We start from the raw sequence: 25,802 nt of genomic DNA, 5'->3' as shown, positions 1-25,802 counted from the left end.
AGCCATAAACAGCACAGAAGCGAACCTCCCCTTCGAAAGGTAGTTAAAGATGAAGAAGTTCCTCGTCGTCGGTTGCGGTGGCTCCGGCGCCAAGACACTGGCGTTCATGATGGATCAGCTCAAGGCCGAGCTGCGAAGCATTGACCCGGACATGACCGAGCTGCCCAAGGCATGGCAGTTCGTCAACATCGACGTGCCGCTCGAAGAGGAGGCTGGACCGCAGAAGCTGCCGAATGTTACCCAGAACGGTGGTCACTACGTAGGCATTGGTGCCCGCCAGAACTACAACTCCTTCGACGAAGGCGTGTCCAGCACCTTGGGCCGTGCCGGCAAGCTCGGTGAGATTGCAACGTGGGCCACCCGCAATCCTTCCACCAACGACGTGAAGCTGGCTGACGGTGCCGGCCAGTACCGCGCGATTGGCCGTATGCTGACGCTGCCGAATCTCAAGAAGATCCGCCAGTCGCTTAAGGAAGCGGTGGATGAGATGTTCACGCAGGAGGCAATCCAGGAGCTCAACCGCCTTAACTACAAACAGACAAAGCTGGATTCCGATACGGGTGATTCCCAGCCGGTCGTCCTCGTGGTCTCCTCCATGGCAGGTGGCGCGGGTGCCTCGATGTTCCTGGATGTGTGCCGCGTGCTCACCACCATCCCGAATGTGAACCCACAAGGCACCCTCATCTTCATGTACACCCCGGAGATCTTCGCCGATAACAAGGCGGATGACATGGCCGGTGCATGGCCGAACTCGCTGGCTATGTTCGGTGAGGTCGTCGCCGCGCAAATGGGTAATGCCTATGAGCATGACCGCGCCATCTTTGAAGCCTTTGACATGGGCACCCCGCCGGAGGGGCAGACCTTCGGCCGTATTTTCCCCATCGGTTCCAAGATGGGTACCACCAGCGCTCGTTTCGGCGATGGTTCCGCCATGTCCATCTATCGCGGCCTGGGCCGCGCGTTGGCGGGGTTGATGGCTTCCACCAAGGCCAGCGATAACCTCGTGTCCTACGCGCTGACTAACACTCCGGCCGGTGACGGCGGCCGCCGCTTCTTCGGCTGGGATCGCCCAGACGGGACGCCGTGGGGTCGCCTGCCCTGGGGTTCGCTGGGTTATGCCCAGGTTTCGATGGGCCGCGACCGCTTTGCCGAATACTCTTCCCAGCGTCTTGCCCGCAGCGCCTTCGAGCGCCTCTTCAACGGGCACCTCGACCCGCAGAACCCCGAGGCCGGTGAGATGCAGATTGCTAAGAAGCTGGAAGAGCGGCTGCCTAACGCTTTTAGCTCTATGACGCTTGATCCCTCCTGGGCACAAGGCGGCCAGATTGATAGCGGCAGCGTATGGAATTGGCTCAACAGCGTCTTTGGTGGCCAGGCCCAGCAGGCCGCGGATAGTGCTGCGAAGCACCTGCAGAACTTCATTCCGGTGGGCCAGGGCCGTAACGTCAACGAATGGCGTGAAGAGTTCGAGGGCAACATGGCCGATCCCCGCAATGAACAGGCCATCGCATCTGTTCTGAACAATGCCGCCTATGACATTGTTTACCGCTACGCCAACTTCTTCAGCGATGGTGTCCTCGCCACCGTGGAGTCAGAGCTCGCTGCGGTGGGCGTGCCCTATGTACGCGAGATGCTCTCCAAGATCACGGACGTGCTCACCAACTCCGACCGCCTCCTGCCGCGCCTGTCTGAGTACTCCGGCTACTACCAGAACACCCGTGTGCTGGCGAAGCCAGAAGGCGCGGACCCTATCCTCAGCCCGCTGACCGGCAAGGGCCAGATGACGGACCCGACTCCTACAGTCAATGCTCTGATGGGACTGTACTTCAACCAGTTCTACAGCTACGCGCTCATGGCTATCGCGCATCTGCTCAAGGATGTCCTGCAGGACTACGCCGATGAGAACCTCTTCCACCTCAAGCGTGAGCTGGGAGATGCCCACGCGGTGCTGGAGAAGGCCGTGTCGAAGCGCCCGGAGACCAACAAGTTGGCTGACGTCCGCACTGACGAGGTCAACTCGTGGCCGACGGAGCTCGATGAGGTCGTAGAAACCCGCTTCAAGGGCGCCGAGAACGAAATCATGCTGACCGACGTCAACAGCTTCATCTCGGACTACCGTGACCAGATGCTGCGTACCATCCAGGGACAGCAGTCCACCTCGGATGTCACCAACTACGAGCAGGCTTATCCTTTTGCGGTTCGTGCGGTCATCCGCGGTGAATGGGAATCACTCGATGCGGCCCAGGCGCCGAATGACACCCTGGCCCCGCAGAAGCGCACCAATGATGCTTACTCCAACCGTGCTGGCTGGGTGTCCAAGTACCTCTCGCGCCACCCGCAAAGCGGTGAATCCCGCGAATCCCAGCGCGCGCACTACCGCGCCAAGATTCGCCCAACTGATTTGCTGGAGCGCTCGCGCCAGTGGATTAACCGCCGTGATTATGAGTTCCAGAAGTTCAACTCGGTGGATCTGCGCCGCTACCTCACCCTTACCCCGGATATCAACGAGGTCGAGCACGCGCAGCGTCAGCGCCGGTTCGTCGAGGCATTCCAGCTTGCGCTGAGCTATGCCCGCCCCTTGGCTGCCGTCAACGATGACATGGTTCAGCGTATCCACGGCAAGTCCGTGCAGTACACCTACTCCTTCTCCGATATCCCGTTTGCGGAGCTGGGCTCTGCGGAGACCGGCATCGCCTCCCAGCTGGAGTCGGTGCTCAGCCGCCCGGAGATTGACGGGCCTTCCACGGTGGCTCTGCGCAACTCGCTGAACATGTCGGACCATGTGCAGCACATCGAGATCTTCGGTTCCTACCCCAACTACTCGCCGATCGTCTTCTCCTCCATGTTTAACTACATCGCCAAGGACATCGAGAAGCAGGACAATTTCGACGGTTCCTGGTGGTCGGAGCGCCGCACCCGCCCGCTGCCAGCAGCCCTGCCACTGACGAAGACGGAGCGCCAGGCCATGGTGGCCGGCTGGATCATCGGACGCATTACCGGCCGCGTCTACATTTCCAACGCCGATGCAGCCAATGCGGCGGCCCACATCTTCGATGACACGGATGGTGGCGTGAATGGTTGGGTTGATTTCCCGGATCCGCTGCTTATCTCGCCGCGCCGCATGATCAAGAAGTCTGACTGGATGCCTTCGGTTTTGGAGTCCATCTTTATCGCCTACGCGAAGGTGCAGGAAACCGGACACTATGGTTTTGCCTCTTCGCTCTACCCGTACCAGCTGTTGCGCGGGCTTTTCGACGACGGCCTAGACTTCGCCCACTCCGGTGCGTCCACGCACCCGGTGGTTCACCGCCTCGCGCAGTTCTTGGCTTCCGGTGAAGCCCCGAACCGCGGTGTTATGGGTACCTCCATCCAAGACCGCTATGAATCCTTCGTGGAGGAGCTGGATAAGTTCGCCCGCGGTGCGGACCACTTTGTGCCGGGCCACACCAACTCCTTGCCGGGACAGGGACGTAAGGAAAAGCCCTTTGCGGAGATACGCTCCCGCGAGGTCGCCTCGCATACGCCGTACTACCGTGACTTGGCGCTAGACGTCATCGAGATGGTCCCGGTCATCCGCAACTACCTGAATCAGGCCAAGACGGTGGCGGAGAACCCCGTCGCCCAGCCTGCCCCGCAGGTGCGCAGCTCCGATTCTGGCTTTGGCCAGGACCTCGCTCCGGAATTCAACCTCAACGACCTGGATGACACCTTCTAATGACGAACGTAATTATTTTCGGACACGGCGCCACCGCGGATGACATCCGCTCCCGCCTTTGTGACTTGCGTGCGGTCGGCCTCCTGCAGGACTTCCTCTGGATCGACTACGCCCACCCCACCAGTGGAGCTGTTGTGCGCTCCTTTACGGAGGAGGGCACGGCGCGCTTGTCGACGCTCGACGAGGCCCTCCGCAGCTTCAGCGGGGACGTCCTCCTCGCCACCATTGACCCGATGGATGCGGAACAACCGCAGGACGTCGACAAGCTCACGGAGTGGGTCGGGGCCGTCGACCAGCGCCTGATTCAGGCCTCCAACCTGCGCGTGCGCCTGTTGTTGTCAGCCCTTCCGCGCGAGAGTGTGGACATCGCTCCGTTGCAGGGATGGAGCAACCTCGTGCTCTCCCCAGAAGAGGGCGGGACCCCGGCCTCCTCGCGCATTCGCCCGATCAAGCGCACCGCAGATGGCTTCGAGCTTGCCCAGTTCGCAGCCCCGGCCGTAGCCAGCATCTTTGGTTTATGGCGCGGGATGCCCGAGCCTGCGGTGTTGGATCCAGAAACTCACCGCGTCATCGAAACAGGAGACCGGCAGCGCTTCCGTCTGGTGCGCGCCTTCCACCGCACCATCGATGCCAGTGATATCGAGGACAAGGTCAGGAAGGCCGTTTTCGATCCCAGTCAGCGCTTGCCGCAGCCGCAGGTCAATAACATTTCGCGCGCCGTGCACTACGCCAATCCGGAACAGCTGACGGATCAGTGCGCTCAGATGTTCATCAACCAGGAGATTTCCCCGTTGGTGAGCGCTCCGACCGCTTATGAGGAGCTGCAATCTCACAAGGTCAGCGGCTGGGCGGCGCTGAAGGATAATCTGCGCCTGTACTGGTCTACTGTGGTGGGCAAGCCGCAGGATTGGGTCGAGGGCCAGCGCGGTGCGATGAACAAGAACGCCGCCACCTTCCTGCAGAAGATGCTCTATGGCCAAGACTCCAGCGTGGAGGTTGTCTTGGCTGGGCACTCCGGCAAGGGCAGTGGCGCAACGAGCGTCGACGAGCTGCGCCAAGCCAGTGAGCACACCATGCGAGTCGCCCGGGAGCAGCACTTTTCCTTGGGCCAGGAACCGCAGCTCTCGCGCACGTGGGAGGCCTACCACGACTACGCACTGGGGCTTGTCGACGGTTCCTGGCGCGACAGCATCGATACCAAGGGCCTGCGCAATAACCAGGGCAACATGTACATCGTGCAGTACGGTGGCCAGTCCGTGCAGGATGTCAGCGCTTCTTTTGAGGGCTTCCATCCGCTCATGACCAGCACGTTGGGCTATACGCACGAGTCCCAAGCAACCGTCGCGCCTTTCGATCCGGTAGGCGCTGAGCGTTTTGCCGCCGACATCGAGTACACCAGCCAGCAGACCCGCAATGAAGCGGTCAGCCGCAAGAAGCACGAGTTTGCCTCCTGGCGAGCGAAGAACAGCACCACCTTCGCGTGGAAGGTAGGCCAGGGCCTCTGGGATAAGCTGGGGCACGCCCAGCAGAAGTACCGCGACGCGCACGCCAAGGCGCGCGAGCTGCAAGAACTGGCCAATAGTTTCCAGGCGCGTGATTTCAACGCGGAGAACAAAGCACTGACCCGGAAGCTGCGCACGATGTGGATCGTCCTCTTCGTGGTGCTTGCCCTGATGACCTACATGGTGGCTGGCCGCTATAACCCGGACTTGCCGCTGGGTGAGTACCTGCAGTGGTTCGACTGGCCGTGGTACGTCGTGGGCATCATCGTGGCTGTCCTTATTTTCCTCGTGTGTTCTTGGGCGGTCTTTACCAAGGCACAGCGTGAGATCTTCGACTACGTGCAGCGGCGCAAGCTGTTGAACCGCAACCAAGAGATCGCCGCCCAGAATCTGGCCACGGCCTCTGCGGAGATCTCGCGCATCTCCAACGCTTATAACCAGTTCCTGAGCTGGTCGGCGCTGTTGGGCCGCGCGATTTACGCGCCCTTTGGGCGTAAGGAAACGTCGAGCGATCACCTGCGGACGCCGCAGTCGGGTCTTCCGGAGAATGCCCGCATTGCCCAGGCCGTGCTCAACCGTGACGATGCTGTGCGCATGACGGATGAAATCCGCTCCCATATTTTCCAAACGGAGTGGGCACACCGTTCGCTTAAGTCACTGCTCGATGACATGAATGACACCTTTGAGCGCAACCGCACCGGCCACTCGGCTGTGGCCCTCAATGAGATGTGGGGAATGGCTGGCCTCGGCTCCAGCACTGCGTTGGATAACCTGTCCCGCAGCCTTGACCACCCCTACATGCAGGACCGCGATCACAAGCAGCAGGAATGGCAGAAGGTCATCACGGATCCGCGCATGACCCGCAGCTTGCAGCAATACCTCAGCCGCGTGACCTTCCGCGAGGAAGGCGGCAGTCGCGTTCAGAGCACCGCCGAGTTCCTCGACGGCATGAACCAGGAAAAGGGAGCCCTCCAGGCCTTTAGCCCGAATGCGCTTACCAGCGCCGGTGGCGCTGAAGGGTATACCGAAATCGATGGCTCCCGCACGCGCATCGTCGAGGTAGACAGCCAGACCGCGCTGACCAGCCAGCTTTCGCGCTCTGTGACGGTGGTGCAGTACGGAAAGATCACTGACTTCAAGTACCTGATTCCCGACGCGGCGTCGAATGCCCCGTCCTTTGTGAATCCTGCGGATTTTTCACTCGACGACCTGGATGACATGGACCACATGGGCTTTAAATCGCCGGTGCAGGGAGATAACCAAGGGCCGACTACGCAGCCGCCGTTTGGTCGGCCGGAGGCACCGGACCTCTCAGACCTCGACGAAACTTTCTGACGAGACCTCCTTAAGGAACGTTGATGACACACAACCCGAAACCTTCGATCACGGATATGCCGCTGAGCGAGCTTAAGTCCCTGCACCAGCTCAAGCGCGTGAACGCCGATGATGTGCGCGCGGCCGTATCGGCGCCGTTTAGGCAGTTCGCCGAACAAATTGCCGCCGCGTATAACGGCGAAGAGGTGGCCCACCCAGAGCTGAGCGCACAGGCGCGCAACGCCGCAGTGGCCCAGGAAGAACGTGCCGCGCAGGAACGTGCGGCACAGGAAAAGGCAGCGCGAGCCGAAGAACAAGCCCGCCAGCGGGAACAGGCACAACGTGCCGCTGCAGCTAGTACCGCAGCTCGTGGCGTGGCGCAGGTAGGCCCCGCGCCTCAACCAGATCCGGCACAGCCAGCGGCACAGCCGCATGATTTCTTTGCCGAGTGGGAGGCACTGCAGGCCGAGGAAGAGCAGAAGACCCAGGTCAACGAAGAGGACTACATCACTATCCCGGGCTTTGGGATTAAGGCGGAGTATCAGTTCCGCCAAGACCCGAACTGGGAAGCTCCCGGCATCGAATTTGAAGTTGAGGTGCCGCAAGAGGACGCGCTGGCGCAGGATTCTCACGAGGACTTTGGCTATGGCATCGAACCAGAACCGGAGCCGGAGGACAACGACCTTCGCCATCCGGTGCGCCTGTGGTGGCCCGAGCTTGAGCACTCGCCGGATGAGGTGGTGTTCTACCGGGTTGTGGCCGATGATTCAGAAATGGTGGCCTCCCCGGATGCCGGTGACACCCTCGTTTACACAAAAGGAACTGCCTACCGTGATCACACCCCGGGCGAGGCAGGTCTGCGCCACTACGCGGTGTGGGCGTACAAGGGCCGGGATCTTCGCGAGCTCATCAATAGCCAACCGGTATTCATGGGAGACACGGGCGTGGTCTTCCCACCGGTGAACGTCCAGGTATCCACCATCAAGGGAGCCATCCAGGTGTCCTGGGACCTGTTACCGGGGCACTCGAGCGCCATGGTTTATGCCTGCCGGGACAGCGAGAAGGAAAAGCTCTCCCCGCGCTTCGAACAAGACGTGGATAGCAGTGGGCGCAAGGCCACCATTCCGGTGCAGGAAGCCGGGCAGACCGTCGTCATCTCGTTGCTAGGCCAAGCGGAGTTCCACGGCGCTACCGAGCAGAGCCAGGACGAAGTCGCCGTCCAGCGCTCCGTGAAACTTGCCAGCGAGCTGGAGAAGCTGGAGCTCTCACGCTGTGAGCGCCGCAGCGAATACGGACAAGACAGCATCGAAGTTGATTGGTACTCGCCCAAGACCGGCGAGGTAAAGATCTATCTGACACCCAACGCCCCGCAGGCGGACCTTCGCACGTCCGCGGTGCCAAAGACGTACGTCGAAAGTGCGCTATCGAGCGCCATCAGTGAGACCCGTGGAGTGTCTGAACCGGGCTCTTTCCAAACCACCACGGTGCCGTGGCCGCCGGATTGGTACGAGGTCTATATCACCCCGGTGAACTTTAACGACGCGGATGCCTGGGTGGGCGAATCCAAAGTGCTGCAGCGCGTGCAGTCCATTGAGGATGACCAGTTCCGTCTCATCGAGCGCGTGGACAGCCAGCTCATTACATTTGATTGGCCGAAGGGCGCGACGGCAGTGGAGTACTCCACTAATCGCGAGCACGATCAGATCCGCGAGGAGGATTACGACCTTCAAGGAGGAATCCGCCTGCACCTCGATCAGCACGGCGATACCGTGCGCCTGAAGCCTTATGCAGTCTTCGCGGGCAAACGCACTGAGGGCGATGAACGCGTGATTCAGTACGAGGGCTTGCGCCCAGTGACCTATGACTTTGAGGTTGATTACGCTCAGGGCCAGATCGGGGTGTTCCTCTGGAGCTTGGGCAACGGCGACAAGCGCCAGTTCTCCTGCCAGGTGGTCTACCGTGCTGACCGCCTGCCGCTCTTCCCCGAAGACGGCGAGGCACTCGGCATTGTGGAGACCAACCTGCAGAGCACCACACACGTGGCTCAAGGACTGGGCCCGATGCGCGGGCAGTACCCAAATTTCACGGTGTCAGTAGGCGAGCGAATTCAACGTAGGGGTTTCATCCGTCTGTTCGCCGTCGAGGGCTTTGATAGCCAGGTCGATACCTCTTTCGACAGCTTCGGCGGTGAGGACGTCTTTAGTAGTTTCTCGGAGAGCTACAGCGATGCCTCCTCCACGTTGAGTGCATTGGATAAAGCCGTGGTGGTGGAAGGCGATGTGTCTTACAAATTGATGCTGCCCCCACCCGTGCAGAACCAAGCTCCCAGCTATGACCCGCAGTACGGCCAACAAGGATATGAGCCCAACGCTTATGACCAGCACAACTATGGCCAGGATTATTCTCAAGACCAGTACTTCCAAGGAGGCCAGTAGTTATGGGCGGTGCCTTTAGCTATGCATCTTTTTCCCGCGCCAATGGCCGTGCCGGTGGTTGGGGAGTGGGCCAGAAGGCCGGCGATATTACCCAGGAGGAGCTGGCTGAGCTGGTGTCCTTCGTGCCGACTTCGCTCAACAACGGCACGACGATACCGGATTTCCCTTCCGCCCAGCAGCGTGCGGAGCTGGTTCGTCGCACCGCGGTTTTTGCTCTCACTCCTGAGGCGGAAAAGTGGGTCACTATGGTCTCCGTCCCCGCAGGCCTCGATGCGACAGGCCGTGGCGGAAACGTCTTCACTTACACGTCCATTTCGCGCACGGGCACTCCGCCGGCGCCGGCGACGGTCCTGTTTTCTCCCGATATCCCAGCGCCGTTTTCCATCTACGAGGTGGACAAAGTCCAGATTCCGGAAAAGATCTCGGCGCGCGGTCCGTTGCACTCGGATGTGTTGCTGGAGGAGTTTCTGGATGGCGAGTTCCGCCGCCCAGAAAAGCTTCCCGCGCCGTTCAAAGCCGTGACCCCGAACCCCAACCCCACCTTCAACCGTGCGTTGGTTACCGCCATGGCGACGGTTTTGAATTCCCGCAATGGCCTGGTGATTCTCGTGGCGCCCGATAATCAGGCGGCGCTGTGGATCGCCGCCACCGCCCGCGAGGTAGGGGAGGATGGTTTCGGGTTCTCCACTTTTGAGAAGGCCGCCGCCATCAATGAGTTTCCGCTGAGTACGTCCACCATGCTGGTGGTGCCGCCTAGCGAGAAGCAGCGTCTTAAGGAAACCGCGATCCCCGGCAATCCAGTCGTGTTTGCACTTGATGAGGCCCTGCCCGATGTCAGCGCGTACGAAGCACGTGCTGCGGAAGAAACTGAGGCCGTGGCCCCGGAGTCGCAGCACGAGCAGGCCGAGCAGCGCACGGGTGCAGCACAGGAATTGGAAGAGAGCGCTGCAACAGCCAGCAAGCCTGAGAAGAGTGCAGCACTCAGCTTCGACGACTCCTGGGGCGAAGACCCAGCTGATTTTGGAGCGCCTATCCCAGACGCCTCGCCTTTTGCGGCCCCGGGTCATGGCCCTGCGGGTATTCCGCCGAATCCCCTCGATACCCCCGCGCCGAGTACGTCGCAGGAGAACCCTTTCGCCACGACAGTAGAAACGGCGCCGTCGCCAAGTGCAGAAGCCGCACCAGCAGCTGAAGAAGCACATCCGCTGCCGGCAGCGGCATCGGGTGGCAACGCCAATGTTCCTGGGCTCAGCGCCGAGGAATGGCATAGGCTCAAGGATTTCGATCCGCGCTGGTGGATCGAGCACCTTGATACCAACCGCGGACGCGCCATCCAGTTGGCTTACCTCGACAGAAACTCGTTGGGTGAGGGGCTGGACAAGTTACTGATGTCCGCAATCGTTGCCTCTTGGGTGTTCTATTTCCCGCGGGACTTCAACCTCCTGGCAGAGGATGCGCTCCGGCTCTGGGAGGACCGCGAGCTCGAGCACATCGCGCACCTCACCGCTATGCATTTTGCAGGAACATTCGTGCCGGAGCATTGCGAGCGCTATGCCACGGGGCGCGTCGCCATGGTGCTGGACCGCACGACACAGTTGCTCGCGGAGCGCTCGGCGCGCGCGCAGCAACAACCCGCCCCATCGCATTTTGCACAGCACACAGCGTGGCAGCACCGTGGAGCAGTTCACGGAGGACCAGGCGAACACGGTCGAAACATGGGATTCCACGGAAGGTAAGAGAAGGGAAGAAGCGTCATGGCTAAATACACACTGCGGGACGGAGAGTCCCGCCGCATCGGCTCAGACGGCATCCTGCGCGTTGAAGCCTTCGAGATGGGAACTGGCGGCGCCTCGATGGAGCTGGCGATTATGGGAGAAGGCGTTGATGCCGTGCGCGTCCACGACCTCTCCATCATGGTGCACTCCCTGCCTGAGCGCGCCACCATCGTCGTACGCCCCAAGCGGAATGGGACCTTCGGCCTGCGCAGCGAGGTGCGCCTGACGGTAAGCAACGCCGGTGATTCGGTGACGTTCCCGCGCGTGCTTATCGACGCCGCCGAGGACTCCGCCGAACGCCTCGCCGAGGTCACCCCGGAATCTGGGAGCTACCTCTTGGAAGCATTCGGCACGACCGAGGGCGCCGGAATCACAGATTCCGCCCGCGAGGTGCGTTCCAAAATGCGCCGCGCGGAGCTGGATGTCGCTGGCCTCGATGATGTCACCGTGGTCATCGATGGCTCTGCCTCCATGCAGGTCAACGTCACTCCGAAGATCATTGAAGCGGCCGCTAAGTACATCGATGCGCTCTCAGATGCTTTCCGGCACTTCCGCGCCACTGACGGGCAGGACAGCATCGAGACCCATAAGGTGGATGAGCTCACCCGTTTCATCGCGGGTGTGATTGATAGTGGCGCGGAGCGCGTAGGCCAGCGGCCGTGGCGCTTGCCGACTCTCACCTCCACGTCCTCGCTGGTCATCTACATCACCGATTCTCCCGTGGCCTCCATGCTGGAGACCCAGGTGCCCACCGTTGTACTCATCACCAGCGCCATCGGCCGCCAGGAGCTCGAGCTCGCGCGCATCAACGGGACTCCGGCTCATGTGGCCTATGCGGTGATCGACGGGGACGTCGTCAAGCAGCTCGAATCCGGAGCCAACACTGAGCTTTCGGAATTGACTGACCGCGTCACCGCCATGCTGAAGGAGAGGAACTAATGACCCAGGCACGTTGCCCGTGGACCTTTAAACCGCTCGAGGATGGTGTGACGGTGAGCCCGTACACCAACCGGGAGTTGCCGCAGGGATGGACCGACGCCGTGACGCATTGCGTTGCCATGGCGGGCGCGCGTAACTCCGGTAAGTCGCTGTATACCGCGGTGATGATTAAGCAGCTCAAGCAGCTGGCGCACAAACACAACCGCTCCGTGCAAGCGGCGGATGAATCCACCCGGGAGCGCTACGCGGAGGTATATGAAAAGCCGCTCTTTGAGGAGATGCGGGCCATGGACCCCACGCCGAGCGCGGTGGCTACCGACGCCTACCAGCGCGATCCGCTGATTTTTGAGCTCGGCAAGTGGCCCGATGAGCAGGGCCGTGAGCGCATGAATTACTTGGTCTTCCGCGACGTTGCGGGCGAGGACCTGGAGAACCCGCCGGAGAACGAAGCCGACCGCGAGAATCTTGCGTTCTTCTCCCACGCAGATTTGGTGATCTTCCTCTTTGACCCGCTGCGCGTGCAACAGATTCAGGATTTTATCCATGGGCTGATCCCCAATATTGGTGAGCTCGGTGCGGATTCCTTGCGGGTCCTGGATAACCTACTGGCGTTGCTCGACACGGATACTCCGCCGCCGCTGGCCGTGACCATCTCGAAGTTCGACACGGTGCAGAAGCTGGAACAAGTCGATGACGTGCGCTGGAAGAAGCTCATGGCCAACCGCGGCTCCGCCTTCCGCCGGGATACCGGGTGGAATTTCCGCGATTCGGACCGCTGGATGGTTCACCTCGAAGCCGAATCGCTGTTGCGCTTCCTGGGTGCCAACGACCTCATCAACAAGATCTATTCGGCAGCGCCGAGTGGCGGTAGTTTCTTCGTGACCTCGGCGTTGGGTGAGGCCCCGACGGGCCGCCAGCTAGCCCGCAGCGGCATTGCGCCCTATCGCGTTCTGGATCCCATCCGCTGGTTGCTGAGTCAACGCGGCGTCTTTGCTGAGGATGTGTCATGACCTTCGGCAACCCGCAGTCCCCAGGAACCCCACAGCCAGGCTCGCCTGCTGCACCCGCGCCGGACTATCGCTATGGGCAGGTCAGCGACACCGTCCGCCAGGCCCGCCGCGCGGCCGATATGAAGGCGCAATGGGCCCCGTGGCCGTTGAAGATCGCAGCGGTGCTGGAGGTCTTCATCACGAGCTACACCGTCTACAACATCTGCCGGCTCATTGCCTTTGAAAACAGTCCGGCGGCGGTAACCCGCACGGACCAGCTTTCCACCGAGCTGGGAGTAGCGCTTGGCGCGCTGGTTCTTTTGGTGTGCGTCCTCACCACCTATGTCCTGCACGCGCAGCAGTCCGCGCGGATTGCGCTGACCGTTATCAGCGCCATCGTGGTGCTGCTCATTCCGGCGAGTTCGGTCATGCCCGCGTCCATCGCATCGGCGGTGGTCATTGTGCTGCTGTGGCTGCCGGCGAACCGGCAGTGGTTCGGCGGCCAGGCGCGATGAGGCTAGGCCTCGTGCATCGCGGGGCCTAGGCCTTCTTGCGTAGCTCCTCGAGCGCGCGGACATTGTGGGCCTTTTCAAACAGGTTGTACGCCAAGAAGTACATGCTGCGAGCGAGGTCGGCCTTGCCGGTGGAGGCGTGGCGATCACCTAGGAGCTCGGCGACTTCCGCGAGGGCGTTGTGCTCCGAAGGTGTCGTGGCCTCGGTGTCAGGGTGCCGGTCTAAGAAATTGAGCAAGACCTGCTTGGATTTGTACATGTCCTGCGCCTGTAAAAGCAGGCTTTCAGAATAAAGGACGGTCCATTTGGCCGATACGGGCAGGCTCTGGAGCTTGAGTGAATCCACGTAGCGGGAGGCCAGGATGTCATAGGCTTCCTCAGGGGCGCGGTGTTGTACGTCGAGGGTCACGGTCTTGAGAATCGAACGGAGCTCGCCGTCGAGGTCTCCGTAGCGCTGAAACTCGCGGGCAGCAGCGGTGAAGCAGGCCACGCGCTGCTCCACATCCGCAGCGGAGTGCTGTGCAGCATCGCTGTAAAAGCGGGCCAGCATCGGTGCCGGGAGCTGCTGGTATTCCTCATCCGCGCGTGCGTTGGACAGGATGGTGAAGGATTGCGCAGCAACGCGCTCGCAGTCGGCGGCAGAGTCTGATGCCCACAGCGCGCCTACGGCGGATTCGAGGATGGTACGGAGGATATCCCCCATCGTGGCCCCTGCGCCGTCGAATTCTCCTGCGGTCACGGCGTCGTTGATAGCCACGAATTCAGCAGCGTGTGTTTTCGCTTCGCCGCTCTTGGCGGATTCTAGGCGCTCTTGGAGCTCGGCCAGCGAGACGCTGTTGCCGAAGTTCGAGGATGGGCTATTGGCGTCGGCTGAAGCATCCACGCTGGCGGGGGCGGACTCGGAGAAGTCCTTGTGGCTTGCTGCGATGCGGGCGGCGGCAATCTCATTCAACGCCGTGTCATCTCCAGCCGCGGCTGCCTTGGCGGCGAACTTCTCTGCTTCCTCGGTGTCGTTGTGATCCAGCCATGCGCGGGCGACGCGGGTATAGCCTGCGGCCACCAGCGATGGCTGTCCGGTCAGCGCGCCGAGTGCGGCAATGGTGAAGGAATCGTCGACGTTCTTGATGGTGCCGGCGGCCACGCGGAGGGTCTCCCGGGCCTCCAAATAGAGGGCGGCGGGAACGGCATCTTCCAGGCTGCCTAGGAAAGTATCATCTGCGAGTACTCGGCTAATCTGCTCATCAATGTGGGCGGACTCATCGGTGGGAAGAGAAAGCCCGGGAGCCTGGGCGCGCGCATAGGCGAGCATTTTTTCGGCGTCGGCAGAATCAAGCAGGGGATACGTCGCATCAGAAGCCATGGGGGAGAGTCTAGTAGAGGACTCCGGTGCGCGCGGGGCTCCTCGTAGACTGGTGGCCATGGATTCTCTTAGCCCCGCCGGACGCTACGCCCCGAGCCCGTCCGGCGATCTTCACCTGGGTAACCTGCGCACGGCGTTGCTCGCCTGGCTCTACGCCCGGAGCAGCGGGCGCCGCTTCCTTGTGCGCGTGGAGGACATCGATACGCAGCGCTCCTCGCGGGAGGCGGCGCAGCGCCAGCTGGAGGACCTCGCCGCGCTCGGCCTGGACTGGGACGGGGAAGTCATCTACCAGCAGGATCGCTACGCGGCTTATGAGGAGGCCCTGGCGCAGCTTCCTACCTACGAGTGCTATTGCTCGCGCAAGGACATCCAGGAAGCCTCCCGCGCGCCGCATGCTATCCCTGGGCAGTACCCGGGGACGTGCCGCGAGCTTAGCGACGATCAGCGCGCCGCCAAACGCGCCGAACTCGCCGCTCAGAACCGCGTGCCAGCCATACGTCTGCGTGCCGACGCTTCCTCCTTCACCATCCACGACGCCCTCGCCGGCGAGTACACCGGCGAGGTGGATGATTTCATCCTGCGCCGCGGCGGCCAGCCCCCGGCGGATCCGAACCAGGGCATGGACTGGGCCTATAACCTGGCGGTTGTCGTCGACGATGCCTTCCAAGGCGTCGATCAGATCGTGCGCGGTGATGACTTGCTGTCTTCTGCCCCACGCCAGGCCTACCTCGCGCACAAGCTGGGCTATCCGGAGCCGGAGTTCGTTCACGTGCCGCTCGTGCTCAACGCTGAGGGCGTGCGTTTGTCCAAGCGCGATGGGGCGGTGACCCTGCGTCAGCTGCTCGAGGGGCACGGTAGGGATGCGGGGGACGTCGTCAAGCTCTTGGCCCAATCCTTAGGGTATGAGGCCTCTTCCGTGCAGGAGCTGTGCCAACAGTTTCAGCCGGAGAAGCTATCGCGGGAGGCCTTCGTCTGGGATGGCGCTGTGTAACTGCTCTCCCTCGCCGGCCACGCAACGGTAGTCTGAGAACAGAAAAACTTAAACGGGGAAAGAAGTGCGTATGGAAGTTTTATTTGTCCTTATTGGCCTGATGCTGTTGACCGTCATCGTCATGGCGGTGGGGGACAAGCTCGGGCTTCCCTGGCCAGCGCTTCTGACCATCCTCACGGCGGTGGCGGTTTCGGTATACGCCACTTTTTCGAATGGCACATTCGAGTTCGCCGTGCCCGCCGACCTCATTCTTCCGATCTTCTTGCCGCCATTGCTGTGGGCGCTGGCAAGGAGGACATCGTGGGGTGTTATTCGTGAGCAGTGGATGACCATCCTGGCTCTGTCCGTGCTGCTTGTGGTGGCTACGACCCTTGCGGTGGGATTCACTGCTCGCGCATTCATGCCAGGCTTGGGGCTAGCTGCCGCCATCCTTATCGGCGCCGCGATTGCCCCGCCGGATCCGGTGGCCGTCGAGGCCGTGGCAGAACCTGCCGGTATCCCACGGCGCATCATTTCCGTGCTGCAGATCGAAGGCCTGTTTAATGATGCCGCGTCTATTGTGGCCTTCCACCTCGCCTTGGAAGCCGTGACGAGTTCGGGTGAGATGCACGCCGGGGAAGCGGTGACGCGTTTCCTCTACTCCGCGGCTGTAGCCGCCATCCTCGGGCTCGTCGTGGGGCGCGTGTCTTCGTGGTTCGTCGGCGCGGTTCACGAGGTTGTCGCTCGCAATGCCTTGACGTGGGTGATTCCTTTTGCCGTGTACATCGCCGCGGAGGAACTCGGTGCCTCCGGTGTCATCGCGGTGGTGATTGCCGCGGTGGAACTGCACTCCCGCGCACCGATTCAGGCGGAGGACCGCCTCTCCGGCCAGTCATTCTGGGAGACCGTTGAGCTGCTTTTCACGGGCGTGGCTTTCGGCCTCATCGGCCTGACCGTGTTCAGCGCCATCGACGCCGCGGGCGCGGACCTCTGGCATGCGGTCATCATCGGCGTCATCCTGTCCGTTGTTGCTTTCCTCGTGCGCTTGGTGTGGATGTACGCCTTCTATCTCATTAATAGGCGCCGCGGGAAGCCACGCCTGGCGCCGCTGCGCCTGCAAGAAGTGCTGCTTATGACGTGGTCCGGCATGCGCGGTTTGGTGACTCTTGCGCTGGTTCTGTCTGTTCCGAGTGGATTGAGCTTCTACAACGAGTTGACCGTTATCGCCCTCGTGGTGCTGCTCATGACCATGGTGATTCCCGGCCTGTTGCTGCCGTGGCTTATGCGTCAGCTCGACCTCACCACGTATTCGCAGGCAGCCACGGATAAGATGCGCGCGACCATTACCTCCCGCGCGCGTAAAGCCGGCATTGCTGCGATGCGCGCGAAGTATGAGGAACTGGACCCCGACACTGCGGCAAATATTGCCCAATGGTTTGAGGACCGCCTCGGCGAAGACGAGGATGGTGAGGACGCTACAACTCGTCTGCGCATGGCCATCGAGGCCCGTGAGGTGGCCCTCGCGGCACGGCGAACAGCCCTCGCCGGCGCCCAGCAAGAGTTGCTGCGCCTGCGCCGCGATAGGGAATTCAACCCGATGATTGTGGACGAAGTGCTTGCCGACGTCGATCGGATGTCCCTCGGCGCAAAGAAACACAGTTGAGGGGAGTGCTGATCCGTGACTAAGAATGGTGGCGAGAGGAGCGAATCAATGGACGCCTATGAGTACGCCCAGATGGAAGACGGCCTGGATTACCTCTACGACTTCTTCGACGCTGACTTGGAGGAGCGCGTGCGCGCCGGGCGTGAGCTGCTGCCAGAAGGCATGGAAGACATCTTGGGCGACCACACCCTGGAAGACTACGTCTGGCTGTGGATCAAAGAACCTGGCCCCCGCGGTTTCCGCCAGTTCTTGCGCGATGGCGGCTATGGCGAGGCCGAGGTGAAGGAGGCCTTCCTGCTTGCCCGCACGGAATGGGGCATGAACACCCCGCCGCACGTGGAGTGGCTCAAGGAAGACGGTTTCGCGGCCCCCGAGTTCGATTAGGGGTGTGCAGCTGTGGGCGTTCGATGAGGCGCCCAGCTCGAGTGCCCAGCCACAAAGGAACCAAAGTACTGACACCTTATGCGAAACTCCGCATGCAATCACCTGGGGTTTTCCATCCTAGGCCCCGCAAATGGTGCCTTTACTTTGGTTCCTTTGCTTGAAGGCTCAAAGTCACCGCATGAAGAATCCAATAGCCTCGATTCCTAACACCGCACAGGTGCAAAGGGTATTTGGAATAATCGCAACTAATCCTTGGCGCAGCGAGAAAGGTTATGCCAAACATGCGATTCGATCATTTGACCATCTTGATCCGCAATATCGAAGCCTCATGGGAGTTCTACCATCAACTTCCAAACTCCGAAGCAAAGCCATTGTCTGTTGAAGAAGGATATTTTGAAGTGTCGTTTGATGACAGCGTAATTGGCGTATTCGATTCTTCAGTTTTTGCTTCAGCCACTAACACTAGTCCGGCAACCCCCGGCGGAGCAGTAATCCAATTCTCTGTCGAGGACGTCGACGAGTATTGGGGTCAACTTCCAGATTCCTATCGCGAGGCTTCTGCCTCACCCAAGAAAATGCCATGGGGTTCTTATTCCGCCTACATTTCGGATCCAGACGGAAACATTCTGGAGTTCTATACGTGGTGAAATCAGTTTGCTGCTTCGCAGAAATCGGCTTCTGAGAATTAACGGCTTAAGGGACTTTTCGTGTGGATAAACCGATACGGATTCCCAAGGCAGCCTGGGATAATACGGTGATCTTGATTTTGAATCGGTTCCAACAGCCTGATCGGTGAAATCGACATCGGATAGCCATAGACCTGTGGTGGGAGGACTGCTGCTGGTGCGGTAATGCCAATTCCTATTGCTAATAGGAATCGGCCGTCGTGTGACATGTGCGGCCACTTTCTGGTTAAGAACAACAAAACTGCGGCAGGACCCCAAGGCCGGCTATGCCCTCAGTGCAACGTTTTCATCGATTAACACCCGCGCACACCAGTGAGATTCGGCATTTTAAAATCTTTTATTGACTGGGTCCTTTCTGGGGAATCCGCAGACCACTTGGCCAAACGCCTTGGGATAACAAGGCGGACTTTGACCCGGTGGTTTAAGCTGCTGTGGTTTATCATCGTGCCAACAGCAGCAGATCCCTATCGTGTCTATGACCAGGTCTTTATCGACGGCACCTACTTTCACAAGAAATGCCTGCTGGTAGCCTGCACCGAAACGCACGTCATCGCCCGACATTGGTGCCTGCGTGAAAGCTCAAACGAGTACCTGAAACTGCTCGACAAAATCGCGGAATCGTACATCGTTACCACCGACGGGTCGGGGGAGTGAACCTTTGCTGATCGGTGGTTGGGTTCCACAGTGCCGACTAATGGCACACACCTATTTTCTCTTTCATGCACTCTTCAAGCCATAGAACCCGAGAAGAGTATACGAAAGTTCCAAATTTAGGTGGGGGGGATCAATTGTGAGTAAAGAATTGTTATTCTCGTGGGGATTCCTGCCTTCGGGCGATGACGGAAGTTGTAAGGAAGATGCGGAAATGAAACTATTTAAAGTCTTTACCCTTGTCATTCTCATTGCAGGCGCTTTGTTGTGTATAGCGGGCTTATTTTGGGAAACTCGGCTTACTAATCTTGGGCTTCCTATGGCCCTTCTAGGAATAGCTCTTTCAGTTGCTGCATCAGCTAAAAGGAGAAGTAAAGAGTAATAGGGATATGCTCAGTCTAGGTTTTGTCATATAGAAGGACGCCGACTCATTGAAGGCTGAGGTAGCGCCTTGCCGGTTGTTGTCTGTCAGCTCAAGCACGTAGAAGCCCCTAGCGGCAAGGCGTAGGCGATTTCGGAAGAGATACCATGCGACAGCACGGTCGACATGATCACAAATGTTCCACCCATTCCTGGCTACCTCTTAGCCAAACAGCTCATGGGATATCTCGCTGTCCGCAGTCGTATCGACAATAGTCGCCTACGACTGCGGGAAACTCGGCCTACGTGGTTAAGAAGAAGACCACGCGCAACCCTAGGATCTGCAATACCAGCCGAAGAAATGGCCGAACTCCAAGGCTATGCCAACGAAATCTAAAACCGTGTTTCCACGACCGCTAGAATCGGCCACCTGCGCATGAAGAAAAGTCCCCTGGATGATGACATCCAGGGGACTTCCTAATGGCGGAGGATAGGGGATTTGAACCCCTGAGGGATGTGACTCCCGCACGCGTTCCAGGCGTGTGACATAGGCCGCTAGTCGAATCCTCCGCTGGAAAACATTACATGAGCCCCCTAATGAAGCAAAATCGCCAGGTCAGGGCCGAAAACTTAAGAATTTAGTGGTTTGAGGTGGGGAGTGCGCTTGGAAGCGGAGTGGGGAGTTGGGTGGCGGGGGAGCGGTTTGGCGTCGACAAGCAAGGCGCGCTAGGCTAGACCGCAGGATTCCGCGTGGCGTCCATCCTCTGAACTCCCCCAGGGCAGGAATGCAGCAAGGGTCAGGAGGCTCTGGCGGGTGCGCGGGGTCCCCTTTTTGTATGTATGCCATCACACGGGGGATGTGACGGGGCGTTAGTATGGTTGCCATATGCCCGCACTACGTCCCGGAAGGAAGACGGATGTCTCTTCTTAATCTTGAAAAGTCCGAGCTTGATGAGCTTGCCGCGCAGGTGCGCAAGGACTACGAGGCCCTCAAGGCTGAGGGGTTGGATCTTGACTTGACCCGCGGTAAGCCGTCCAAGGCCCAGCTGGATCTGTCTAATGACCTGCTCGTCCTGCCGGGCCGTGGTCACTACACCGATGCCGCAGGCAATGACCTGCGCAACTACGGCAACCAGAAGGGCATCAAGGAGCTGCGCGATCTGTGGGGCAAGCTCACCAACATGGACCCAGAGCTCCTCGTCGCGGCGGATTCTTCCTCCCTGAACATCATGTATGACCTCATCCTGTGGGCCTACACCTTTGGCACCAACAGCTCTGAGAAGCCGTGGTCCAAGGAAGAGACCATCAAGTGGCTCTGCCCTACCCCGGGTTATGACCGCCACTTTGCCATCACGGAATCCTTCGGCTTCGAGCTGGTTACGGTGCCGATGGAAGAAGATGGCCCGGACATCGAAGCAGTCGAGGAGCTGGCCAAGGACCCGCAGGTTAAGGGCATGTGGGTTGTGCCGATGTTCTCCAACCCCACGGGTGCCGTCATCTCTGAAGAGAAGACCCGCCGCCTCGCTGCGATGGAGACCGGCGCACCGGACTTCCGCATCGTGTGGGACAACGCTTATGCCGTGCACACGCTGACCGAGGACTTCCCGGAGGTTCTGCCGATTCTGGAGATTGCGGAACAGGAAGGAAACCCGGACCGCTTCTGGGCTATGTCCTCGTCGTCGAAGATCACCTTCGCTGGCTCCGGAGTGAGCTTCTTCGGTTCCTCCGAAGACAACCTCGAGTGGTACCTGGAGCACGCTGGTATCCGCGGCATTGGCCCGAACAAGATCAACCAGCTTGCGCACTACGAGTTCTTCGGTTCCGCCGAAGGCGTGCGCGCGGTTATGCGCCGCCACGCTGCGCTGCTGGCGCCGAAGTTCGAGGCGGTTCTTCGCATCCTGGATAAGAACCTCACCCACCATGAGATTGCGGACTGGACCCACCCCAAGGGCGGCTACTTCATCTCCCTCAACGTGATGGAGGGCACCGCCACCCGCGTGTGGGAGCTGGCCCGTGACGCCGGCATTCTCCTGACCCAGGCTGGCTCTGCCTTCCCGTACGGTGAGGATGCCAAGGACCACAACATTCGCTTGGCGCCGTCCCTGCCGCCGCAGGAAGAAGTCGAGGCAGCAATGGATGGCGTGGCCACCTGCGTGCTGCTCGCCGCACTTGAGAAGCTGGGGGCATAAGGCAATCAACTCCGACGAGACGGCCTACTGGCTCGACCAGATCATCCCGGCTGACCTCGAGTTTAAAAATGTCGAGGGGCAGCGTTTGGGCTTAGCCTCGCTGGAGGGTGAGCAGTCCCTCGCGGTCACGTGTGGCTTTGCCGATGTCGATACCGGGCTGGCGCATGCCGAGCAGGGGATCGATGTGCGCTGCGAACTGCTCACCGTTGCACGCACCGGCCAACCGGAGGTTGCCGCTGCGGTGAGTGCGGCAGCGGCATTGCTTAAACAAGCCGCAGGGTTGCTGCCCGCGCAGCCGGGCTTGCTCTTGCCCAAGCTTTTTGCGGAGGATGACGAGCGCTTCGCTCATTTCAGCGTGCGCCATGGCATGCTCATCGCCCCATACCTGTGGGGCGGACAGACCCCGCAGCTGGCGGAAAAGGAGCGCCTGACGCTGGTGTGCCAATTGCTCATGCTAAGCGATGCCGAGTATGCCTACGCCGTTGAGGAAGGCGTGCCGGCGCTGCAACAAGCGGTGGCTGAACAAGGCATCGATCTGCTGGATTGGAAGCGCTCAGAGTGATGTGTCGGGTTGAGACGCTACACTGACTAACCGTGGCTCTTTACCGGAAATATCGTCCAGCAACCTTCGCGGAAGTGGTAGGCCAAGAGCAGGTCACCACGCCTTTATCCGCCGCCCTCGACGCAGGGCGCATTAACCATGCGTACCTCTTTTCCGGCCCGCGTGGCTGCGGAAAGACGTCGTCGGCGCGCATCATGGCCCGCTCGCTGAACTGTGAGCAGGGGCCAACCTCAACGCCGTGCGGTGTGTGCGATTCGTGTGTCTCGCTGGCCCCGGGTGGTCCGGGCAACCTCGACGTCACGGAGCTCGACGCCGCCTCCCACAACGGTGTGGAGGATATGCGCGAGTTGCGTGACCGCGCCTACTACGCGCCGGCGGAGTCGCGCTACCGCATCTTCATCATCGATGAGGCCCACATGATTTCTGCCTCCGGTGCGAATGCCTTGCTCAAGGTTGTCGAGGAGCCGCCGGAGCACGTCATCTTCATCTTCGCCACGACGGAGCCGGAGAAGATCATCGGCACCATCCGCTCGCGTACCCACCACTATCCCTTCCGTCTGCTGACCCCGCCGGCGATGAAGGGGCTGCTGGAGCGCACCGTGGCCTCGGAGAACGTCCACGTGGATGACACCGTGTACCCCATGGTCATCCAGGCTGGCGGGGGTTCGCCGCGTGATACCTTGTCCATCCTTGACCAGCTGTTGGCGGGTGCGGGCCCCGATGGCTTGACCTACGAGGTAGCCCGCCCGCTTCTGGGTGTCACGGACGTGGGGTTGCTGGATAATACGGTGGATGCCCTGGCTAGTCAGGACAAGGCGGGGCTTTTCCGGCTTGTCGACGATGTCATTGAAGCCGGCCACGAACCTCGCCGTTTTGCCATCGACCTGTTGGATCGCTTGCGGGATCTGATGATCCTGCAAGCCGTGCCCTCCGCATTGGAGGAAGGTCTGGTCTCGGCGCCGACTGATCGCGGGGAGGTCCTTACCGCCCAGGCGCAGCGTTTCTCCGGTCCGCAGCTGGCCTACCTGGCGGAAACCGTCAACGAGCGCGTGTCCTCCCTGCGAGGTGCGACGTCCCCGCGCCTACTTCTAGAAATCCTCTGTGCCCACTTGATCGTTGGCTCCGCCCCCGCGGCGGCAGCTGCCGGTCAGGTACCCAGTGCCTTGCCGCAAGGTGCGGGGGCACAGCCTTCCGCACCCGCGGGGCAGGGCTCCGCGCCTGCGCAGCGCCAGCCATCTGCGGTCGCCAGCGCACAGGATCCGGCGGCCGCTGCCGCGGCCATCATCGCGCAGCGTCGCAGCCGTCAGGCAGCGAAGCAGGAGGCCCAGCAGCAACAAGCACAGCAGCAACCACAGCAGGCCGACAGGGCTCAAGAAGCAGCCCAGCAGGCGCAGCAGACTCCAGCTCCCGAGGTTTCACAACCTCCGGCACCGGAGCGCCCTGCACAGCCGGAAGCACAGCCTGATCCGCAGCCGGAACAGGGCCAACAGCAACCGGATCACCAGCAACAGGAGCAGCGCGAACAACCGCAGCACGCGGAGCAAGCAGAACAGCCGGTACAACACGAACGGCAAGAACAGGCTCAAGAAAAGACGCAAGAACAGCAGTCTGAGCCTGAGCAACCGCAAGACCTCGCCGCGGAGATTCGCGGGCGATGGTCTGATCTGCGCGCCACGATTGGGCGGCGTAATAAGGTCGCTGAAATCATGCTCGCCGAAGCCCGTGTCCTCGGCGTGCGGGATGAGACTCTCGTCCTTGGACACACCACGGGCGCGTTGGCTGAACGCATCAATTCACCAGGCACCAATGAGGTCATCGTGACTGTCCTCAAGGAAAAGCTCAGCCGAGAACTGAAGGTCACGTGTGTTATCGGTACCGACCCGAAGGCGCACGGTTTCACGGTGCCAGAGCCCACCCAGCGCACCCAGTGGAATCCCAACCAACCGCAACGTGAGGCCGCCGAGCCCGACGAGGAGGCAGAGAGTCCGGCAGCGAAGGAACCCAACAACGCCAGCGATGATCCATGGGGCGCGCCGCGCCAAATCGGGCAGCAGGCTCCGTCGTCTGAAACGACGAAGGAGCAACCCCAGCCCCAGCACGGTGTGCGCGAGAAGGCAGACTCGCGCCCGCCGGCAGAACCACAGCGGTCGGAGGCCGCCCCGCGCGGGGCGGCGGTGCCCCCAAAGAGGGAGGCCCGTGGCAGCCAATGGCGATCACGCATCGCGCAGGCGACCCAGGTCGCAGCCCAACGCGATGAAGAGTTTTCCAAGGTTCCCAAGTTCGGCAACGGCGTTCCGCTGCCGCCGGAGCCGGGCCCGGACGAAGGCGAGTTCGAGGCCCCACCGGAGGAGTACGGCCCGCCGGCGGGGGCGAATGGGGCTTCGGAAAGCGCAGGCCACGCGTCTGTTTCGTCGCAGCAGTCAGCGCCCCAGCATGCGCCCGCACCGCAGCCGGAGTACACCCGCGCGGATGAGGAACGCGAGATGATGGAGGCCGCGCAGAGCGCCGGAGAGATGGACCACCGCAACGCCACGGAGGTCGCCATGGAGCTCCTCGCGCAGGAGTTGGGAGCGCGGCGACTGTAGCGCGGCATCTGTACACTTGGCGCGTAGTGAAAATAACCGCACGAAAGGACTTTTAGCATGACTGAGAACGATCCGATGCAGCAGGCAAATGACATGAACGAGATCCTGGCGCAGGCCGCTCGCGTCCAGGCTGAACTAGAAAAGGCACAGAAGGAAATCCTGGCCGCCACCGTCGAGGGCAGCGCAGGCAATGGCCTGGTGAAGGTCACCATGACCGGTGGCGCTGAGCTGCAGAGCATCTCCATTGATAAGTCCGTGGTGGACCCGGAGGACATCGATACCCTCCAGGACCTCATCGTCGGTGCCTTCAAGGAGGCTCACGCCGCAGCTGGCCGCCTGGCACAGGAGAAGATTGGCCCGCTGTCCCAGGGGATGGGCCAGTCCCAGCAAAACTATGATGGTCCGTCCATCCAGGATGTCTTCGGCGGTAACCAGTAAGCCGCGCGTTAGACTTAAAGGCCGTTGTTGCTCTCTTCACGGAGGGCGGCGCGGCCTTTTGTTGTGTCTCCGGCCGTCAAGGTCGTGGGGATTGTTAAGTGAGGGGAGCATTGCGTGTTTGAAGGACCACTGCAGGATCTCATCGATGAGTTCTCGCGCCTGCCGGGTATTGGCCCGAAGTCAGCGCAACGCATCGCCTTCCACGTTCTGCATCAAGACCCGGAGGAGATCGACCGCCTCCAGAAGGCGCTGGGGGCAGTGCGTGATGGTGTGACTTTCTGCCGCATCTGCTGCAATATTTCGCGCGAGGAAGTCTGCCGCATTTGTATCAATTCGCAGCGCGATGCTTCCACCATCTGCGTGGTGGAAGAACCCAAGGACATCCAGGTCATCGAGCGCACCGGCGAATATAACGGCCGCTACCACGTGCTGGGCGGCGCGCTCGACCCGCTGGCGAACGTGGGCCCGAAAGACCTCAACATCACGCAACTGCTGCAGCGCCTCGGCGGCGTACTACCGGACCGAGAGCTTGCTGATTCCACCCCCGAGGAGCCGCTGTACGACGACTCCCCGGACATCACCGAAGTCATCCTCGCCACCGATCCCAACACCGAAGGCGAGGCCACTGCGGCTTACCTCGTGCGCTTGCTACGAGACTTCCCGGGACTGAAGATCACGCGCCTGGCTTCCGGCATGCCGCTGGGAGGCGACCTTGAGTTTGTCGATGAGCTGACGCTCTCGCGTGCGTTGAGCGGCCGCCTGACGGTCTAGCG

The 25,802-nt window shown here is 61.0% G+C and carries 18 protein-coding genes, 1 tRNA gene, 1 other RNA gene and 1 pseudogene; 19 read left to right on the top strand and 2 right to left on the bottom strand.

What is annotated here, in order from left to right; genetic code table 11:
- Positions 1–49 precede the first annotated feature (49 nt).
- Genes HMPREF2808_RS10820 through HMPREF2808_RS10790 form a run of 7 tightly spaced genes read left to right on the top strand, consistent with a single transcriptional unit; the run spans position 50 to position 13,184 of the window.
- Complete coding sequence (locus HMPREF2808_RS10820) at positions 50–3,715, top strand: tubulin-like doman-containing protein (protein WP_070564242.1); 3,666 nt, start codon at positions 50–52, stop codon at positions 3,713–3,715.
- Positions 3,715–6,552, top strand: a complete 2,838-nt coding sequence (locus HMPREF2808_RS10815; RefSeq protein WP_070564245.1) for a hypothetical protein — start codon at positions 3,715–3,717, stop codon at positions 6,550–6,552. The genes HMPREF2808_RS10820 and HMPREF2808_RS10815 overlap by 1 nt, the downstream gene beginning before the upstream one ends.
- Positions 6,553–6,575: 23 nt before the next feature.
- Complete coding sequence (locus HMPREF2808_RS10810; RefSeq protein ID WP_070624635.1) at positions 6,576–8,966, top strand: SaeA-related protein; 2,391 nt, start codon at positions 6,576–6,578, stop codon at positions 8,964–8,966.
- A 2-nt stretch (positions 8,967–8,968) separates the two neighbouring features.
- Positions 8,969–10,702, top strand: a complete 1,734-nt coding sequence (locus HMPREF2808_RS10805) for a GAP1-N2 domain-containing protein (RefSeq protein ID WP_070564251.1) — start codon at positions 8,969–8,971, stop codon at positions 10,700–10,702.
- 18 nt (positions 10,703–10,720) lie between these two features.
- Positions 10,721–11,680, top strand: coding sequence for a hypothetical protein (locus HMPREF2808_RS10800; RefSeq protein WP_070524550.1), 960 nt, complete (start codon positions 10,721–10,723; stop codon positions 11,678–11,680).
- Positions 11,680–12,690: a TRAFAC clade GTPase domain-containing protein gene (locus HMPREF2808_RS10795; protein ID WP_070624634.1), complete on the top strand. Its 1,011-nt coding sequence runs from the start codon at positions 11,680–11,682 to the stop codon at positions 12,688–12,690. The genes HMPREF2808_RS10800 and HMPREF2808_RS10795 overlap by 1 nt, the downstream gene beginning before the upstream one ends.
- Positions 12,687–13,184, top strand: coding sequence for a hypothetical protein (locus HMPREF2808_RS10790; protein ID WP_070562448.1), 498 nt, complete (start codon positions 12,687–12,689; stop codon positions 13,182–13,184). Before HMPREF2808_RS10795 ends, HMPREF2808_RS10790 begins: the two co-directional genes overlap by 4 nt.
- Before the next feature lie 25 nt (positions 13,185–13,209).
- Here the strand turns inward: HMPREF2808_RS10790 and HMPREF2808_RS10785 are convergent, their stop codons facing one another.
- Positions 13,210–14,541: a hypothetical protein gene (locus tag HMPREF2808_RS10785; protein ID WP_070564253.1), complete on the bottom strand. Its 1,332-nt coding sequence runs from the start codon at positions 14,539–14,541 to the stop codon at positions 13,210–13,212.
- A gap of 58 nt (positions 14,542–14,599) precedes the next feature.
- On the opposite strand from HMPREF2808_RS10785, the gene gluQRS reads away from it, so the two are divergent.
- The 6 genes and pseudogenes from gluQRS to HMPREF2808_RS13385 all read left to right on the top strand — a co-directional run bounded on the left by gluQRS (position 14,600) and on the right by HMPREF2808_RS13385 (position 19,277).
- Positions 14,600–15,532, top strand: a complete 933-nt coding sequence (gene gluQRS, locus HMPREF2808_RS10780; RefSeq protein ID WP_070624747.1) for a tRNA glutamyl-Q(34) synthetase GluQRS — start codon at positions 14,600–14,602, stop codon at positions 15,530–15,532.
- A 70-nt stretch (positions 15,533–15,602) separates the two neighbouring features.
- Positions 15,603–17,174, top strand: a complete 1,572-nt coding sequence (locus tag HMPREF2808_RS10775; RefSeq protein ID WP_070624633.1) for a cation:proton antiporter — start codon at positions 15,603–15,605, stop codon at positions 17,172–17,174.
- 48 nt (positions 17,175–17,222) lie between these two features.
- On the top strand, positions 17,223–17,558 hold the full coding sequence (locus HMPREF2808_RS10770) for a hypothetical protein (protein ID WP_070624632.1): 336 nt from the start codon (positions 17,223–17,225) through the stop codon (positions 17,556–17,558).
- 281 nt (positions 17,559–17,839) lie between these two features.
- The gene (locus HMPREF2808_RS10765; RefSeq protein WP_070624631.1) at positions 17,840–18,205 is read left to right on the top strand and encodes a VOC family protein; all 366 of its coding nucleotides are present in this window, start codon (positions 17,840–17,842) and stop codon (positions 18,203–18,205) included.
- A 216-nt stretch (positions 18,206–18,421) separates the two neighbouring features.
- Positions 18,422–18,892 (top strand): annotated as a pseudogene (locus HMPREF2808_RS10760) (IS256 family transposase); the annotation flags it as partial.
- Positions 18,893–19,034: 142 nt separating this feature from the next.
- Complete coding sequence (locus tag HMPREF2808_RS13385) at positions 19,035–19,277, top strand: hypothetical protein (RefSeq protein WP_128081864.1); 243 nt, start codon at positions 19,035–19,037, stop codon at positions 19,275–19,277.
- A gap of 459 nt (positions 19,278–19,736) precedes the next feature.
- Here HMPREF2808_RS13385 and HMPREF2808_RS10755 read toward each other — a convergent pair.
- Positions 19,737–19,825, bottom strand: a tRNA-Ser gene (locus tag HMPREF2808_RS10755).
- A 167-nt stretch (positions 19,826–19,992) separates the two neighbouring features.
- Here HMPREF2808_RS10755 and ffs point away from each other — a divergent pair.
- The 6 genes from ffs to recR all read left to right on the top strand — a co-directional run bounded on the left by ffs (position 19,993) and on the right by recR (position 25,800).
- Positions 19,993–20,091, top strand: an RNA gene (ffs, locus tag HMPREF2808_RS10750) — signal recognition particle sRNA small type.
- An 81-nt stretch (positions 20,092–20,172) separates the two neighbouring features.
- The gene (locus HMPREF2808_RS10745) at positions 20,173–21,444 is read left to right on the top strand and encodes an aspartate aminotransferase type Ic (protein WP_070624630.1); all 1,272 of its coding nucleotides are present in this window, start codon (positions 20,173–20,175) and stop codon (positions 21,442–21,444) included.
- Entirely contained in the window at positions 21,425–22,006 is a 582-nt protein-coding gene (locus HMPREF2808_RS10740) for a suppressor of fused domain protein (RefSeq protein WP_246818572.1), read from the top strand. The genes HMPREF2808_RS10745 and HMPREF2808_RS10740 overlap by 20 nt, the downstream gene beginning before the upstream one ends.
- Positions 22,007–22,038: 32 nt before the next feature.
- Positions 22,039–24,591 carry a DNA polymerase III subunit gamma and tau gene (locus HMPREF2808_RS10735; RefSeq protein ID WP_070624629.1) on the top strand — a complete coding sequence of 851 codons (2,553 nt, stop codon included), beginning with the start codon at positions 22,039–22,041 and terminating at the stop codon, positions 24,589–24,591.
- Between the two features lie 57 nt (positions 24,592–24,648).
- Positions 24,649–25,029, top strand: coding sequence for a YbaB/EbfC family nucleoid-associated protein (locus HMPREF2808_RS10730; protein WP_070524027.1), 381 nt, complete (start codon positions 24,649–24,651; stop codon positions 25,027–25,029).
- Between the two features lie 114 nt (positions 25,030–25,143).
- A complete protein-coding gene (gene recR / locus HMPREF2808_RS10725) occupies positions 25,144–25,800 on the top strand; it encodes a recombination mediator RecR (protein WP_070624628.1) in 657 nt (218 codons plus the stop codon).
- The last annotated feature ends 2 nt before the right edge of the window (positions 25,801–25,802 follow it).

It is taken from the genome of Corynebacterium sp. HMSC078A10 (genome assembly GCF_001811565.1).
GTDB lineage: Bacteria > Actinomycetota > Actinomycetes > Mycobacteriales > Mycobacteriaceae > Corynebacterium > Corynebacterium hesseae.
Note: the sequence above shows the minus strand (reverse complement) of the source record. Positions and strands in the feature narration are given on the sequence as shown.

What these genes read in the sequence shown, in the direction of transcription:
- HMPREF2808_RS10785 (WP_070564253.1), bottom strand. Translation starts at nt 14,541, where the DNA reads ATGGCTTCTGATGCGACGTATCCCCTGCTTGATTCTGCCGACGCCGAA.
- HMPREF2808_RS10775 (WP_070624633.1), top strand. Translation starts at nt 15,603, where the DNA reads ATGGAAGTTTTATTTGTCCTTATTGGCCTGATGCTGTTGACCGTCATC.
- HMPREF2808_RS10810 (WP_070624635.1), top strand. Translation starts at nt 6,576, where the DNA reads ATGACACACAACCCGAAACCTTCGATCACGGATATGCCGCTGAGCGAG.
- HMPREF2808_RS10790 (WP_070562448.1), top strand. Translation starts at nt 12,687, where the DNA reads ATGACCTTCGGCAACCCGCAGTCCCCAGGAACCCCACAGCCAGGCTCG.
- HMPREF2808_RS10765 (WP_070624631.1), top strand. Translation starts at nt 17,840, where the DNA reads ATGCGATTCGATCATTTGACCATCTTGATCCGCAATATCGAAGCCTCA.
- HMPREF2808_RS10815 (WP_070564245.1), top strand. Translation starts at nt 3,715, where the DNA reads ATGACGAACGTAATTATTTTCGGACACGGCGCCACCGCGGATGACATC.
- HMPREF2808_RS10820 (WP_070564242.1), top strand. Translation starts at nt 50, where the DNA reads ATGAAGAAGTTCCTCGTCGTCGGTTGCGGTGGCTCCGGCGCCAAGACA.
- HMPREF2808_RS10805 (WP_070564251.1), top strand. Translation starts at nt 8,969, where the DNA reads ATGGGCGGTGCCTTTAGCTATGCATCTTTTTCCCGCGCCAATGGCCGT.
- HMPREF2808_RS10770 (WP_070624632.1), top strand. Translation starts at nt 17,223, where the DNA reads ATGGACGCCTATGAGTACGCCCAGATGGAAGACGGCCTGGATTACCTC.
- HMPREF2808_RS10800 (WP_070524550.1), top strand. Translation starts at nt 10,721, where the DNA reads ATGGCTAAATACACACTGCGGGACGGAGAGTCCCGCCGCATCGGCTCA.
- HMPREF2808_RS10795 (WP_070624634.1), top strand. Translation starts at nt 11,680, where the DNA reads ATGACCCAGGCACGTTGCCCGTGGACCTTTAAACCGCTCGAGGATGGT.
- HMPREF2808_RS10730 (WP_070524027.1), top strand. Translation starts at nt 24,649, where the DNA reads ATGACTGAGAACGATCCGATGCAGCAGGCAAATGACATGAACGAGATC.
- gluQRS (WP_070624747.1), top strand. Translation starts at nt 14,600, where the DNA reads ATGGATTCTCTTAGCCCCGCCGGACGCTACGCCCCGAGCCCGTCCGGC.
- HMPREF2808_RS10745 (WP_070624630.1), top strand. Translation starts at nt 20,173, where the DNA reads ATGTCTCTTCTTAATCTTGAAAAGTCCGAGCTTGATGAGCTTGCCGCG.